Raw genomic sequence first — 14,428 nt, forward strand, 5'->3', positions numbered from 1 at the left:
TTTATGAATAAAGTTGCTACTGTTCTGGTATTTCTATTGATGGCGTTCTCTGCCAGAGCACAACAGGTACCATATTTTTATAGTGTGGAGAAATTGCCTATAAACTCGGAACTGCCTACTTTTTTTCCTCTTTATAATGACTCGATGGATGTTCTCTATGTTGTGAAAGCTAATATGCTGGAAGATGAGTCAGGAGAGACAAGTTATGAAAGTCAGGATATATTTCATTATAAGTTTTCCGATCTAAAAGCTGGAGGAGTATATGATTCGCTTCTGAATAATAAAAGAAATAATGCCGTAGTGGGAATATCTTATTCTGGAGACACCCTATACCTGTTAGGCACATATGATAAAAGGGCTAAAAAAGCCAATGGCTTGTCATATACAAGGTTGGAGGAAAATGAATGGGTGAAACCGGAACAGATGAAAGTGCATGGAAAGAATGTGATTGATTCTTTGTATAGTTTTTATGTTCATCCGGAAGGTGATTTGGTGATACTATCTAAATTCCCTGATAAAAAATCGGACAATGAGGACCTTTATATTTCAATGTTAGGCAAGAATGGGAAGTGGAGTGATCCTCATCGGTTGCCTTCCAATATAAATTCCCCATATTATGAGATAACTCCATTTATGTCTGATGACAAGAATACGCTTTATTTTTCAAGTAATAGGCCTGGAGGGAAAGGAAGCGCGGATGTATACATGTCCCAGAGGCTCGGCAATGACTATAGTCAATGGACGGACCCTGTGAATATGGGCAAACATGTGAATACTAGCGCGTTTGACGCGTATTTTAGTATTTATCCAAATGAGGAGATGGCTTTTGTCGCAAGCACTAGAGAGCGAAAAAAGATAGAGGTATTTATGCTTAGCTCTAAAAAATATGAACCTGAAGCTATTGTTGAAGAGGTTCCTGCTGTTTTGCCAAAGCCAAAAGTTGCAAAAGCGCCGATTTTCATGCCGATATTATTTGATTTCGACAAGACTTATATTAGAGCGGGATATAAGATGATGTTGAAGCAAGAAGTAGTTCCTTTTTTAATGGATAATCCAACTTATGATGTTATGGTCATTGGGCATACAGATCATATTGGGTCCGAAACGTATAATGAAGATTTGTCGAGAAGACGCGCATTGTCAATATTTAATTTCTTGCAACAACATGATATTTCTCCGAGCAGAATGAAAATAGTCGGCAAAGGTTTCAGTGATCCCGCGGCTCCAAATACCACAAAAGAAGGCCGTCAAAAAAATAGAAGAGTTATTTTAATGCTAAAAGATAGAAACTAAAGGCTTTAAAATAGGATTATAAAAATTAATTAGAAAATTTATAGCATTTACTGGTTACAAAACACGAAAGAAAACCACATATAATTAGTGTAGTGTAAATGTGTTCCCATTGGTTTTTAACCAATGTAGTAGAGTTCTAAAGCCACCCCAAAAAGGTGGCTTTAAGACTTTATCTATTTTTTCAGTGAAGCTGATTTTGAGTAAATGCTGATATCGCCTTCCTCTATTAATTTGTAGCTTTTTTTAATTAAAGGAATTGTGTTCTGAATGTTTTTGAATACGCCTTTTTCATCTATAATGAGGTCAGGAGCATGATGCTTGAAGTTCACATATAGATTTGTTTGGTTATCGTAATAATCCAGCTCTTCAAACAATGGTTTTGATATTTCCCAATTAAGATAAGGTGTCGATAACTTAGCTTTTGCGTAATGGCTTAAGTCCTCGCCAATGACCAATATTTTTTTGTTTTCGAATGGTGCATTGTCAGGCTCGTGCTTTGCGGTCAATTTGTTCAAATTCAAAATTTCTGACATGAAGCCTTTTTGATAATAGCTATTGTAATTAGTGAGCAACGCGCTTACTGAAAGCACCCCAAAGAATATTTCAGCAATGAATCTTCGCTGAATAAGCAAAAGCAGATAACATATGAAATATGTCATTGGGAACAGCAAAAAGATGAATTTTGAAGGTTCCTTTCCATCACTGAATGCTGTTGCAAACAGGCCTATAATCAGCAACAAAACCATAGAAGTATTTACTTTCGCTTGGTTGAAATTGAATGATGCTCTTTCAACCATTTTAAAAAATGAAGCAAATAGCATGATTAAAGGAATAGCTACAGGAATAAGAATGCCGTATTTCGATACTGAAAAATGCGAACCGATATTGAAGAAAGAAAGGCTATTTTGATAGAAAAATTCTGAAGAAGCGTCAAAAATAAAAAAGTAGCAGTACGCTATTGCTATAGGCAATATGGATGCGAATAAAAATAAAAGGTATCGTCTGAATATTGTGGCTGAAGAAACCACTAGTATGACTTCTATGCCTATGATATACAAAGAGTTGGTCCAATAAAATAACGAAGCCGTGCCCATAAGAAGTCCTGCCATAATGAGGTAGATATCATCTTTGGTTTTGCTATTCATATGGATAATGGTGAAGTAAATGCTCATCAAAACGAATGGCATGCTTAGCATCCAAGGCGATAACAATGAAAAGGTGAAGAAAGACAAGCAAAGAAACGAGTAGACTAAGGCAGAAATATAAGAGCTTTCATTGTAAACTTTTAAATTATTGAGGATTGCGTTTACAATGGCCGCTTGAATGAAGACGATGAGCGTTCCTAATATTCGATCAGCCCATAACGAGTTGTTGAAGATATTATGATACATCCAGTAAAATCCAGCTGATAATGGTCCTGTAGAGTCATAAATATCTTTGTACATGGTGTTGCCTCCATTCAGGGCTTCGCCAATGATAAATCCTTTTAATTGGAACTGGGTCACAAATTCAGGGCCTGTCCATATTGGAATTTGGGCGATGAATAATATCAATAAAATCCATGCAAGTCTAAACGGGTCGTTGATTCTAAAATACTGTAACAAAGAATTGCGCCTTTTAGTGAGTTAATTAAATTCCTGTTTTTTATTTTTGTATGCTTTTTAACTTAAGTTCGAGCTTTGGGTTGAAAAGATACATTGAACTACAAAAATATCAGAATATTTATCCTAATAAAATATGGAAAGCAAGAGACAACAGAAATTTTCAAAGCTTATACAAAAAGACTTGAGTGAAATATTCCAAAGACAAACTAAGCATTTGTTCGGAAGCATGTTCATTACAGTGTCTGAGGTGAAGATGAGCCCGGATTTGAGTTTTGCGAAAGTGTATTTGAGTTTTATGCTGGCGAAGACTCCTGAGGAAAACATTAAATTGATAAACCAACATAAACCTGAGATTCGCAAGTTTTTAGGAAATAAGATCGCCAAGCAGGTTCGCATAGTGCCTGAGCTGGCTTTTTTCCTTGATACTACGCTTGACAATGCCAGCCGCATCGAGAATTTGCTTAATGATATTGAAATACCAAATGATGATAAAATAAATCCAGACGATTACTCAAGAGATATCGACTAATTGCTTAATTTGGATATTGAACTAAATACCTGACACTTTGAATCTTCCATTTTTTATTGCTAAGAGATATTTTAAGTCCAAAAAGCAAAAGAACTTCATCAGTATCATCAGCAATATTTCGATGATAGGAGTTGCTATCGGGACGATGGCGCTTGTTGTTGTGCTTTCTGTTTATAATGGATTGGGAAGTTTGATTAGAAGCTTTTACAATAGTTTCGATCCGCAACTTTTGGTGGAAGCTAAAAAAGGGAAGACTTTTGAAGTGGATAGTTCTTTTATCGCCGAGATCAAATCCGTGCCAGGAATCGCTTCCGTCAGCGAAGTGATAGAGGACAATGCGTATGCCAGATACAAGAAAGCCGAGATGGTGGTGAAAGTAAAAGGCGTAAGTCCGGAGTACAAAGAACAAAGCGGTATTGGTGAGCAGATAAACCTTGGCACGTTCAAGTATAGAGAGAAGCAAAGAAATTATGCTTTGATAGGTGCTGAAGTGCAATATGCTCTATCGGTAAATGTCAATAATGACTTCTATCCCCTTCAGATTTATTATCCAAAGAGAAAAGCGAAGGCTAGCCTTGACCCTCGCAAAATGTTTAACAACAAAAGCATATTGCCTTCGGGGGTTTTTACTGTCGATAGGAAGCTGGATTATATAATAGTGCCTTTGAGTTTTGCTCAAGGTTTGACTGGTTATGGCAATGAGCGAACCAGTCTTGAAATTATGTTAGAGAGCGATGCCAGAGTAAGCAAAGTGCAGAATGAGCTGAAAAAGTTGCTTGGAGATAAATTTGAAGTATTGAATCGGGATGAGCAGCAAGCTACTTTGTTAAAAGTATTGCGTATCGAGCGTTTGTTTTTAATTGTAGCGTTAAGCTTTATTATTGCGGTGGCTTCCTTTAATATATTTTTCTCGCTTAGTATGCTTGCCATCGAAAAGAAAAAAGACATTTCGGTTATGTATGCAATGGGAGCCTCGGATCATTTGATTCGTCGTATTTTCTTAAATGAAGGCTTGATAATTGCCATTACAGGAGCCTTGCTGGGCGTGTTTACAGGATTGGGAATTTGCTTGTTGCAAGCCGAGTTTGGTCTTGTGAAAATGGGCTTCCAAGGAAATGTCCTCATCCCCTACCCTGTTAAAATTATTTGGACGGATTTGTTAGTTACTGGAGCTGTTGTTATTGTGATCACATTGCTTGCTTCGCTAAGGCCTGCTCAGATCGCCTCTAGATATAATAACAATAGCATGTTATAGCAAGCCTGAAACTTAATTCTATGATTTCTGTAGGAGATTATATTAAACTCTGTAGCAATAAATTTCGAGAGTTATTTTCAAAGAATGATGAATGGACTGAAGAAATGTTTTTAGAGCAGTTCAATCATGTTACTCTATGGTTTGAAAGTTTAAACTGCCGAGGAGAGTACGCCAAAAGTATCTTTGATTCTTCTGTGTCTAAAGTTATTGATATTGAACATGATGAAAATGGAGCTCCAATTTTTGTGAAAACGACACTATTTTGGATTGATTTTCAATATGCATTCAAAACAAAGAAATAGAAATTATACAGTCCTCATCAGAAGAATTATATGAATATACTGAAGATAAAGAGATAGTTTCTGATTTAGAGTTTTTTGAGAAAGGGTATAATGACGAACTCTTTGATATTCTGGAGAGAGAAAATAATAAAAGAGATACTTATAAAAGGGGCTTTTATTTGATGAGAAGTTCAAATAAATGGAGTATTGTATAGCGTTTCATTAGTATATTTAAAGTAAAAATGGCTTTATTTATTGATACAGATTTATGCACAAACATGGGAGCTTGTGAACCTGAATGTCCACACACTGCCATATATGATGTAGGAGAATATTGGAAATTTTCTGATGGAACCAGTTTGAGTGGGCAAGTTAAAAACTTAAATGGTGAAGTTATTGATGCGGATGTTATAAATAAGCCTTTATCTGATGAGAGTTATTTTATAGTTGCTGATAAGTGTACAAATTGTATTGGAGAATATGATGAACCACAGTGCGCGGCAGTCTGTGCTACAGATGCTCCTACTTTAATTACAGGCTTGGAAGAAGAAGACAAATCTAGACTAATAAAAAAGAAAGAATGGTTAACAGAAGAGCAATATAATTTAGATTTATAAAACAGTTTAAAAACAAAAAAGCTGTCGATTCTTAGAGACAGCTTCTATATTTTTTAAATATTTCTTTTTCAGTTTAAGAAATAATATCCTCAGGGTGCGAGTCATGATGAAGTTCTCCGGTTTCCTTGAAGAACCTTTTTTGGAAGATGATGATGATGGCTACGCCGATAAAAATCGAAGCATCCGCAACATTGAATATTGGCCATAGTGCCATATATCCACCTCCAAGCCATTCAGGAAGGTATCCCTCCCAGATGTCAACGTAAAACATGTCGACTACCTGCCCATGAAACCATGGCGAAGGCGCGTTATAAGGAGCATTATTCAAAAACACGCCGTAAAAAATACTATCTACAACATTGCCAATTGCACCTCCCAAAATCAAGGCAATGCACCAGAGCAATCCTCTGCTGACGTTTTTCTTTGCCAGATAATATAAATAATAAGCAATACCTCCTGTGGCGAATAATCTGAATGTCGTCAAGAATAGTTTTCCGTAATCAGAACCCAACTCCATACCAAATGCCATTCCCGGATTTAGTGTATAATGCAGTTTGAACCAATCACCCAATACTTGGATTTCGCCTGCCGAACCCATTGGCATATAAAAATGGACCAAAAGTTTTACTATTTGATCAATAACAATGACCGCCAGAGCTGCCAAGTAATATTTTGCGTATTTCATATGATCTGAATTTGCTCACAGAGTATTAGTTCTGCGATGAAATTTTAAGATAAATCAAAAATTAAAACAGGGAAAGAGCAAAGCATCTTTCCCTGTGATAAAATCTATTAAGAGTTTATGCTTACTTGAAGTATTACTCCGTCTATATCCATTTCTGTTCCGTTGTCTACTTTTTCAGTAAACTCAAGGCTTAGAGCTTGAACTTCCTCGCAGATATAATCTCTGTTCGTATTCAATGCGTTTTCAGCAAACTCATTGCCTTTTTCGATTCTGATGTTAATTTTGTCTTGCACTTCAAGACCGCTGTCTTTACGAAGGTTTTGAATTCTGTTTACAAAATCTCTAGCAAGACCTTCAGCTTTTAGTTCGTCAGTTAAATTGATATCCAAAGCAACTGTAACCCCATTCTCTGAAGCAACTGACCAACCAGGAATATCTTGAGATTGGATAACTACATCTTCGATAAGAAGTTTGATTTCATCTCCTCCTTCCAGAGTGATATCCAGGTGACCTTCTTTTTCAATCGCTGCAATCTCGTCTTTTCCAAATCCATTGACAACCTTTACGATTGCTTTCATCTTAGGCCCGTAAGCTTTACCTAATGTCTTGAAGTTAGGTTTGATACTCTTCACCAAGATTCCTGATGTATCATCGATGAACTCAACATCTTTGATATTCACTTCCGTCTTGATGATATCTTCAACCGCTTGTATCTGATGCTTAAACTCTTCGTTTAGCACCGGGATAAGGATTTTTTGAAGAGGTTGGCGTACTTTAAGTCTGTCTTTCTTACGCAATGAGTGAACTAATGAACTAACTGTTTGAGCTAATTCTTGTCTGTGCTCGAGCTCTTTGTTGATAGAACCTTCAGTTACTTTAGGGAATTTAGCCAAGTGCACTGACAGATTCTTTTCTCTTCCAGATACAGCGTTAAGATCTCTGTAAAGCTTATCCATATAGAATGGAGCTATTGGAGAACCTAGTTTAGCTATAGTCTCTAAACAAGTGTAAAGCGTCTGATACGCAGCTTTTTTGTCATCATTATATTCACCTTTCCAGAAACGCTTTCTGTTAAGACGAACATACCAGTTGCTTAATTGATCGGAAACGAATCCTTGAATCAAACGGGCAGCTCTTGTCGGCTCGTAAGTGCTGTAAGCTTCGTCAACTTCAATCTTTAAGCTGTTAAGCTTAGAAAGAATCCATTGGTCGCTTTCAGGTCTGTCTTTCAAAGGAATCTCTTCGCCTTCATAAGTAAACCCATCAAGGTTTGCGTAAAGCGCGAAGAAAGAATATGTATTTTGAAGTGTTCCGAATAGTTTTCTTTGAACTTCAGCCACGCCTTCTATATCAAATTTTAAGTTGTCCCAAGGGTTAGCGTTCGAGATCATGTACCATCTCGTAGCGTCAGGACCAAATTTCTGCAATGTTTCAAATGGATCAACACCATTGCCTAATCTCTTAGACATCTTGTTCCCATTCTTATCAAGCACAAGTCCGTTAGCGATTACATTTTTAAATGCTACAGAGTCGAACAACATTACCGCTATCGCATGCAAAGTAAAGAACCAACCTCTAGTCTGGTCTACACCTTCAGCGATGAAGTCAGCAGGATAGTTTTCTCCGAAGATTTCCTGATTCTCAAACGGGAAGTGCCATTGAGCGTAAGGCATAGCGCCCGAGTCAAACCAAACGTCAATAAGGTCTGTCTCGCGAGTCATTTTTTGACCTGATGGAGAAACTAAATAAATATCATCAACATATGGTCTGTGCAGGTCAAAATCTTCACCGATTTGATCTGTCATGAAACCTGCTTCGATAGCTTTCGCTACTTCGTCTTTAAGTTCTTGAAGCGAGCCAATGCAGATCTCCTCTTTGCCATCTTCTGTTCTCCAGATTGGAAGCGGAGTACCCCAATATCTTGAACGGCTTAAGTTCCAGTCAACCAAGTTTTCAAGCCAGTTGCCAAATCTACCTTGTCCGGTAGAAGCAGGCTTCCAGTTGATCGTCTTGTTAAGCTCGATTAATTTATCTTTATATTCAGTCGTACGAATGAACCAAGAAGAAAGAGGATAGTAAAGCACCGGCTTGTCAGTTCTCCAACAGTGAGGATAACTGTGCTCATACTTCTCTACTCTGAATGCCTTATTTTCTTCTTTCAATTTGATAGAAATAAGAACATCTGTAGACTTGTAATTCGGATCAGACTCGTCATGACCTTCGTAATTTTTCACATACATGCCAGCGAAATCAGTGATTTCTTTCACCAATCTACCTTGTCTGTCTACGATAGGAGCCTCATCTCCATTTTCATCCAATATGGTGATGCCAGGGATGTTGTTTTGCACACACACCTGAAAGTCATCCGCACCAAATGTCTTGGCGATATGAACAATACCAGTACCATCCTCGGTAGAAACATAATCCGCATGAACTACTGTAAACGCAGGAGCTTCCAAAGGAATGTATGGCATTAATTGCTCGTAAGATTGACCGATTAATGTGTCGCCTTTGAATTCTTCGATGATTTCAAACGGAATCAGTTTATCGCCAGCTTTATAATCTTCAATTTTAAGATCTTCAGCTTTTTTATTGAAGTAAGAACCAATTCTATCTTTAGCCAATATTACGTTTATCGGCTCGTGAGTATATTGGTTGAATGTTTTTACTTTAGCGTAAGTGATGCTTCTGTTGATAGCCAAAGCTGAATTGGCAGGCAAAGTCCAAGGAGTTGTCGTCCAAGCGATGAAATAATCGTTCTCAGTGCCTTTGACTTTAAATTGCGCTGTGATTGAAGTGTCTTTCACGTCTCTGTAGCAACCCGGTTGGTTAAGCTCGTGAGAACTTAATCCTGTGCCTGCTGCCGGAGAGTAAGGCTGGATAGTGTATCCTTTGTACAATAATCCTTTTTCATAGAAAAGCTTGATCAAGTGCCAAAGCGTTTCCATATAATCCCTGTCAAATGTGATATATGGATTGTCAAGATCTACCCAATAGCCCATTTTTTCAGTCAAGTCATCCCACTTGCTCTTGAACTTCATAACAGACTCTCGGCATTTGGCATTGTACTCTTCCACAGAGATTTTTTTGCCAATATCTTCTTTAGTGATGCCTAGTTCTTTTTCTACTTGAAGCTCAACAGGCAGACCATGAGTATCCCATCCACCTTTTCTTTTTACTTGGAATCCTTTTAATGTCTTATAACGACAAAAAATATCCTTCACCGTACGCGCCATTACGTGGTGAATTCCCGGCACTCCATTCGCAGATGGAGGACCTTCAAAAAAAGTAAATGTAGGATTTCCTTCTCTAGTCTCAACGGACTTTTGGAAAACTTCATTTTCTTTCCAAAAAGACAGCACTTCTTCGGCTATCTGAGCATAGTTAACTTGCTTATATTCGTTGTATTTCATCGGACTATTGTAATCATGCTAAATGAAAAAGAGCTGCGAGAGCTCTTTAACTGCTAAATTTAGTGAATTTTTTCACGATAAGCATCTCAAAACTAAGCATTCTTGAACTATAATGTTATGATAATCTATTCCATTGCATCAAAATGTAGTTTAGCGAGTTGAAATTGTTTGAAATGAGTGGATGCCATTTTGCATATAAATAAAAAAGCTTGATTGCAGTTGGTTGCAAATCAAGCTTTTGAATTAAATAGTATGTTTAATATTTAGCTCAGTCCAAGTCTTCTTAAATCAATTTCCTCATCTTCATCCTCATGATAAAAGTCCTCGTAATGTTCGATTAGACCGTCTCCTTTTTTGCGCTTTCCTTTGTCAAATACCATTAATAGCGCAGGCAATAGAATAAGGTTCGTGAACATAGCAATCATCAAAGTAATGGAAGTGAGTATGCCTAGCGCTTTCGTTCCTCCAAATTGGGAAAATGAAAAGATCACAAATCCAAAGAATAGAACAATGGAAGTGTAGATCATGCTCATTCCGGTTTCTTTTAAAGACTTTGATATTGCCAAAGGCACAAAGAAATTATTGGCGAAAAGCTCTTGCCTGTATTTTGCCAAAAAGTGAATAGAGTCATCTACTGCGATGCCAAAGGTAATACTGAAGATAAGAGCAGTGCTTGGCTTGAGCGAAATTCCAAAATATCCCATGATTCCTGCCGTGATAAGCAGCGGAAGAATATTTGGGATCAATGAAATGATGATGATTCTTACTCTGCCAAATAAAGCGGCCATGATAAAGGCAATCAACACAAAAGCTAAAGCCATGCTCTTTTTCAAGTTGTTGATCAAGAAGTCATTTCCTTTTACAAATAGCAAAGTAGTTCCAGTAGGCTTGACTGTAATTTTTGAATTTCCAAATATAGAGTCGATTTCAGGCTGTACTTTATCGGAAAGCAATTCGCCAAGCTTATGGGAACCCACATCCGCCACCATGCAAGAAATACGCATCTTTTGGCCTGTGGAGTCCACAAAAGAATTTAATAATCCGCTTTGGTCTTCGTCTTGGTTGGATAAGTATCTTAAGATAAAGTTTTTGTCTCTGCTGTTGGGAAGCTTGTAATAGTTTGGATTACCATTGTAAAAGGCTTGCGAGGAGGCTTTCACGAATGAAATGATGGATACCGGTTGCGAGATAATATGCTCATTGGCTAAGGCTTCTTCAAACTTATTCACTTTTTTCATGGTGGACAAGCTCATTACTCCTTTTGGTTTGCCTGTGTCAACTACAAATTGCAAAGGCATCACGCCGCCAAAGTTGTTTTCGAAAAATCTCAAGTCAGTCATGATCTTGCTATCTTCAGGAATATCGTCAACCATATAGGAGATAGCATTCATCTTGCTCATGCCGTAAATTGAGACTACAGCGATGATTCCTGATACTGTGAAAATTATGATCGGATGGCGATGGACAGTTATATCCAGCATATTCACCATCTTTTGAGTGAATTTAGAATTAAGATGGTTCAGCCTTTTGCCATTTGGTGGCGGCAGGTAGCTGAATACCGCAGGAATAAAAATAATACTAACAAAAAATGTAGCGAGAATATTGATTCCTGCAACGATACCAAATTCTTTAAGTATGCCAATATTAGTGGTTGTCAATACCAAAAATCCTATGGCTGTGGTAACATTTGTAATCAGCGTAACGACTCCGATTTTGCGGATGACTAGGCTTAAAGCACGAATTTTATTGCCATGTCTGGAGATCTCCTGATGGTATTTGTTAAGCAGGTAAATACTGTTTGGAATACCTATGACGACAATAATAGGCGGTATCAAGCCCGTTAGCATGGTGATTTTGTACCCCAATATGCCTAATGTGCCCGTGCTCCAGATAACGATGATGCCAATCAAGATAATAGGGACTAGCACAGCGTCCCATGACCTGAAGAATACCCATAGAATCAAGGCCGTAACGGCTAGCGAAAGCACTAAGAACATTTGTAGCTCTGCCTTCATTTTTGTTGATAACGTGGCTCTGATATAAGGCAAACCAGCGTAATGAAGCTCTATGCCTGTATGCTCTTGGAATTGATCTCCGGCTCTTTGGATATCATCCATCAATTGAAATCTCTTGTTGGAATCAAGATAGTTTTTGTTGATGGAGATCAGCAATAAAGTAGCGTTGGTCTTTTCATTGATGATTTGCCCGGCGTAGAATTTTTGCTCTTTAGCTACTTGAATGAGGCTGTCCAGTTGATGCTGGTTATCAGGGAAGGGCTTGAAGATAGGCACCAAATCGAATTTTTTCTTTTCAGTGTCCTTTACGATCTTCACAGCCTTGGGCAGTGAAAGCACGTCGTTTACTCCTTCTATTCTGCTGATTTCCTGACTTAGGTAGTTCAGGTTTTTAAAATCATCATATTCGTAAACTTTAGGATTATTAAGCCCGATGGCTAGTATGTTCCCGTCCTCACCAAACGTTTCTTTGAATTGGTCAAAAAAAACCATTTCGGCATCGTCTTTAGGCACGATACCTCCATATTCGTAGCTCATCTCAACAGTTCTGGCATTATAGCCCATAAAAACTGTTATAATTCCAATAATTCCAATGAGCGCTATTCTGTTTTTTAGTACAAAATGTGCAAATTTAGTCCACATAATTATATGAATAGAATCTTTTTTCTCTGTTTTAGATTAGATACTTTTACTTTGCAATTTAGCAGTAATATGCTAAAATCCGCTTGACTGGCTTTATTTTTTACAATTTAAGGATACTGGGTTGGCAAAGCATGGTGTCTTTGGCTAATAAACTCGATGCCTATCTTTTCGATAGTTTCGATAAACTAAATTTATTTCATGTAGTTCCTAGATTAATGTAAGCTCGATTCATCTAATAAAAAAGTTGATATCAGATTGAGAGCAATTTTGGAACGTTTTCTAGGTTTAATGAATCAACAAAATACTATTCTTTTTATTATTTGTTTATTTCTGACGTTAAGTTCTTGCAAGGAGAACAGCAAGCCCGTTTTGTCAAACAAAAGAAGCGCGTCGGCTTTGGAAAAGCATTGGTTGAATATCGATGTGGAAAAAAAAGAGTACATGAGCCAAAGTGAACAATATTTCGCCGAAAGAAAGAGCTTTTTTGAACGACTTGTCCTGGCCGAGAAGAATCTAGAAGAAGGAACCGTTGTTGATTTTGTAGAGATTGACTCCTTATCAAAAAATCTAGTTAATGCCGAGAAAGACCTGCGGGATGAATTTGATGTATATTTTGAAGAAGAAGAAAGTTTTGTGGATGAATTTGGCCTTTATGTGAATGAAAAATGCGATGAAGCTGAGCAGTTGAATGCTTCGGGTGCAGGAGGCCTTATTTCAAGATACAGGGTGGAAACAGCTAAATTCGTGATTTTGCTCAAGAAGTTTTATCGGCAAAAATTCTTGATATTTCAAATGAGGCATTTGGATTTGTCAAGCAAAACAGTCGACACGACGGGCATTAGAAGGTTGGTGGTCAATATGTCGAGGGATATTAATTCTCTGGACAAGTATTTGACGCATGAAAGCTTGATTTTATCCGAAAGAATGAATGAACTGGAAGAACAGAGATCCAATATTGGAAAGCGGGTCTTGGATTCGAAAAAAACGATGTCCGATGATAAGTTGGAATGGCAAAAAGCCCAAGCTGTAGTCCGTCAAGATAGTCTGCGTAAAGTCGAAATTCAAAGAAGAATTGATTCATTGCAGGATTCCATAATGGCCAAGACTGAAAGGCAGACGGCTTTGAAGTATATGAAAAGATCATGGGAAGAAGAAGTTGCTTCATATAATAATGAAGTGAAATCTTTAGGCATCAGGCAAGAATCAATGGAAAGCACGCTTTCTACTTTAGGAAAAGAAAGAACGGTAGGGCAGGAAAGAATAAATCTATTGGAAAAAAAATCTTCAAGCCTTAGTGCTGAGATTGAGCAGTTGTCAGCAAAAATTTTATTGGAAACCGATAGCACAAGCAAGAGAAGACTTGAAAGTTCTAAAGAGATATTAATTGAAGATTTGGAACGGGAGAAAATGCTGAGGAAAATAGCTGATGACAATCTTAGCGGTTTGCTTGAGAAAATGGAATCGGTCAATGGGGCTATTTTGGAATTAGCGGATGAGAAGCTTAACAATGAATTGAGCATAAGCAAATTGAAACAAAGAATGCAATCTTCGGACATTGAAACAAAAGAGATTGGCCTGAAGATCAATAGATACAAAGGAGAAAGAGTTAGACTGCTCAAGTCTTTAGAAGAATTGGTGAATAAAAGCGATTTGAATGCTCGCAAAGAAGCTACCGCCAGATTAAAGTATTTCAATTCCAAAAATATTTTTTCAACGCATAAGTCTGAGTTGGCAGTTGCTGACTCCGCAATGATGACTGCTGAAACTTATAGTCGCCAGCTTGATCTTAAAAAAGACGAGCTTGTGCAGATGAAAAGAAAAAAGGATCTGTTGAGTGAAAGATTGAAGTATGGAAGAGACTTTGAAGCGAATTTTGGGTTGAATTTGGAAGCAAAGCTTAATGAATCATTTAAAGCCATGAATATTGTTTTACACCAAAAGGATTCTCTGAATGCCCTAAGAATAGATGCTGAAAGGGAATTTTATAGGCATTTCAAAGGAAATAGCCAGTTGGTGTCCGACTCTTTGTTTATGTTTCAGGTTCATGACTTGTAAATGAAAGCTTAAAGCTCTTAATTTGTGTACAAGCGGATT

Annotated in this window: 10 protein-coding genes; 6 read left to right on the forward strand and 4 right to left on the reverse strand. The window is 37.5% G+C overall.

What is annotated here, in order from left to right:
* The first annotated feature begins 3 nt into the window (after positions 1 to 3).
* Positions 4 to 1,293, forward strand: coding sequence for an OmpA family protein (locus tag AABK36_RS00760; RefSeq protein WP_309937106.1), 1,290 nt, complete (start codon positions 4 to 6; stop codon positions 1,291 to 1,293).
* A 173-nt stretch (positions 1,294 to 1,466) separates the two neighbouring features.
* On the opposite strand, the gene AABK36_RS00765 is transcribed toward AABK36_RS00760, so the two are convergent.
* The gene (locus AABK36_RS00765; protein WP_309937107.1) at positions 1,467 to 2,897 is read right to left on the reverse strand and encodes a DUF6427 family protein; all 1,431 of its coding nucleotides are present in this window, start codon (positions 2,895 to 2,897) and stop codon (positions 1,467 to 1,469) included.
* A gap of 133 nt (positions 2,898 to 3,030) precedes the next feature.
* Here AABK36_RS00765 and rbfA point away from each other — a divergent pair, with 133 nt between their 5' ends.
* From rbfA to AABK36_RS00785, 4 genes are all read left to right on the forward strand, one after another.
* The gene (rbfA, locus tag AABK36_RS00770) at positions 3,031 to 3,426 is read left to right on the forward strand and encodes a 30S ribosome-binding factor RbfA (protein ID WP_309937108.1); all 396 of its coding nucleotides are present in this window, start codon (positions 3,031 to 3,033) and stop codon (positions 3,424 to 3,426) included.
* A gap of 37 nt (positions 3,427 to 3,463) precedes the next feature.
* Complete coding sequence (locus tag AABK36_RS00775; RefSeq protein ID WP_309937109.1) at positions 3,464 to 4,681, forward strand: FtsX-like permease family protein; 1,218 nt, start codon at positions 3,464 to 3,466, stop codon at positions 4,679 to 4,681.
* Between the two features lie 20 nt (positions 4,682 to 4,701).
* Positions 4,702 to 4,983, forward strand: coding sequence for a hypothetical protein (locus AABK36_RS00780; RefSeq protein WP_309937110.1), 282 nt, complete (start codon positions 4,702 to 4,704; stop codon positions 4,981 to 4,983).
* Between the two features lie 221 nt (positions 4,984 to 5,204).
* On the forward strand, positions 5,205 to 5,579 hold the full coding sequence (locus AABK36_RS00785; RefSeq protein WP_309937111.1) for a 4Fe-4S dicluster domain-containing protein: 375 nt from the start codon (positions 5,205 to 5,207) through the stop codon (positions 5,577 to 5,579).
* Positions 5,580 to 5,652: 73 nt separating this feature from the next.
* Here AABK36_RS00785 and AABK36_RS00790 read toward each other — a convergent pair whose 3' ends face one another.
* The 3 genes from AABK36_RS00790 to AABK36_RS00800 all read right to left on the reverse strand — a co-directional run bounded on the left by AABK36_RS00790 (position 5,653) and on the right by AABK36_RS00800 (position 12,334).
* Positions 5,653 to 6,264, reverse strand: coding sequence for a lipoprotein signal peptidase (locus AABK36_RS00790; RefSeq protein WP_309937112.1), 612 nt, complete (start codon positions 6,262 to 6,264; stop codon positions 5,653 to 5,655).
* A gap of 107 nt (positions 6,265 to 6,371) precedes the next feature.
* Positions 6,372 to 9,677, reverse strand: a complete 3,306-nt coding sequence (gene ileS / locus AABK36_RS00795; RefSeq protein ID WP_309937113.1) for an isoleucine--tRNA ligase — start codon at positions 9,675 to 9,677, stop codon at positions 6,372 to 6,374.
* A 263-nt stretch (positions 9,678 to 9,940) separates the two neighbouring features.
* Entirely contained in the window at positions 9,941 to 12,334 is a 2,394-nt protein-coding gene (locus AABK36_RS00800; protein WP_309937114.1) for an efflux RND transporter permease subunit, read from the reverse strand.
* Positions 12,335 to 12,622: 288 nt separating this feature from the next.
* Between AABK36_RS00800 and AABK36_RS00805 the strand changes: the two genes are divergently transcribed.
* Positions 12,623 to 14,389: a coiled-coil domain-containing protein gene (locus AABK36_RS00805; protein WP_309937115.1), complete on the forward strand. Its 1,767-nt coding sequence runs from the start codon at positions 12,623 to 12,625 to the stop codon at positions 14,387 to 14,389.
* Positions 14,390 to 14,428: the final 39 nt, after the last annotated feature.

Source organism: Aureibacter tunicatorum (assembly GCF_036492635.1).
Classification (GTDB): domain Bacteria; phylum Bacteroidota; class Bacteroidia; order Cytophagales; family Cyclobacteriaceae; genus Aureibacter; species Aureibacter tunicatorum.

Coding starts and splice junctions, on each gene's coding strand:
- AABK36_RS00785 (WP_309937111.1), top strand. CDS start 5,205: ATGGCTTTATTTATTGATACAGATTTATGCACAAACATGGGAGCTTGT.
- AABK36_RS00800 (WP_309937114.1), bottom strand. CDS start 12,334: ATGTGGACTAAATTTGCACATTTTGTACTAAAAAACAGAATAGCGCTC.
- ileS (WP_309937113.1), bottom strand. CDS start 9,677: ATGAAATACAACGAATATAAGCAAGTTAACTATGCTCAGATAGCCGAA.
- AABK36_RS00790 (WP_309937112.1), bottom strand. CDS start 6,264: ATGAAATACGCAAAATATTACTTGGCAGCTCTGGCGGTCATTGTTATT.
- rbfA (WP_309937108.1), top strand. CDS start 3,031: ATGGAAAGCAAGAGACAACAGAAATTTTCAAAGCTTATACAAAAAGAC.
- AABK36_RS00805 (WP_309937115.1), top strand. CDS start 12,623: ATGAATCAACAAAATACTATTCTTTTTATTATTTGTTTATTTCTGACG.
- AABK36_RS00780 (WP_309937110.1), top strand. CDS start 4,702: ATGATTTCTGTAGGAGATTATATTAAACTCTGTAGCAATAAATTTCGA.
- AABK36_RS00760 (WP_309937106.1), top strand. CDS start 4: ATGAATAAAGTTGCTACTGTTCTGGTATTTCTATTGATGGCGTTCTCT.